The sequence below is a fragment of the Candidatus Phytoplasma sp. AldY-WA1 genome (assembly GCF_020312115.2).
GTDB lineage: Bacteria > Bacillota_I > Bacilli_A > Acholeplasmatales > Acholeplasmataceae > Phytoplasma > Phytoplasma vitis.
In genome coordinates, this window is sequence record NZ_JAHRHX020000150.1 from 1 (window position 1) to 536 (window position 536).

General features: G+C 14.4%; 1 protein-coding gene. It reads left to right on the forward strand.

Going from position 1 to position 536, the window contains the following annotated elements:
• The coding region (locus KTO59_RS04500) for a hypothetical protein (protein WP_284928859.1) at window positions 1–302 on the forward strand (302 nt) is incomplete at its 5' end.
• Window positions 303–536: the final 234 nt, after the last annotated feature.

The window sequence follows — 536 nt, forward strand, 5'->3', positions numbered from 1 at the left end:
AATTTTCAAATAAAAATATCCTTATTGATATATACAATGAAGATAAAAATATAATTATTTTAAATGGTTTTTTGTTAAGTAAAATATTAAATGAGTATAATTTCCAAATTTATCTTTTAAAGGCTAATATTATAAGTAATTTAAATTTAAAACAAAAAATATTATATTTAAATAAAGAACAATTACAAAAAAAAATAACTTTTCGATTTTTAGTTCCCTCTACTAATAAACCTATTGATTATAATCACAATCAAAAGTTATTATCTATCAATACAAACATAATAACAAATTTTCCTTTTTAACGATTAAATATTTAGTTGATGTTTCGCCATTAATTAGTATAATATTGGGTATATTTTTATCTTTAGATATTATAAATTAAAAAATTTTTATTTAAATATTTGCAAAAATAAATTTTAAATATTAAAATTAATGTATCATATAATAAATACAAAATAAAAAAATTTATGACTATTTATGAGGTTTTGATATTATACTAATTCATTTTTTACAAAATATTTGTTATAAATAATAAT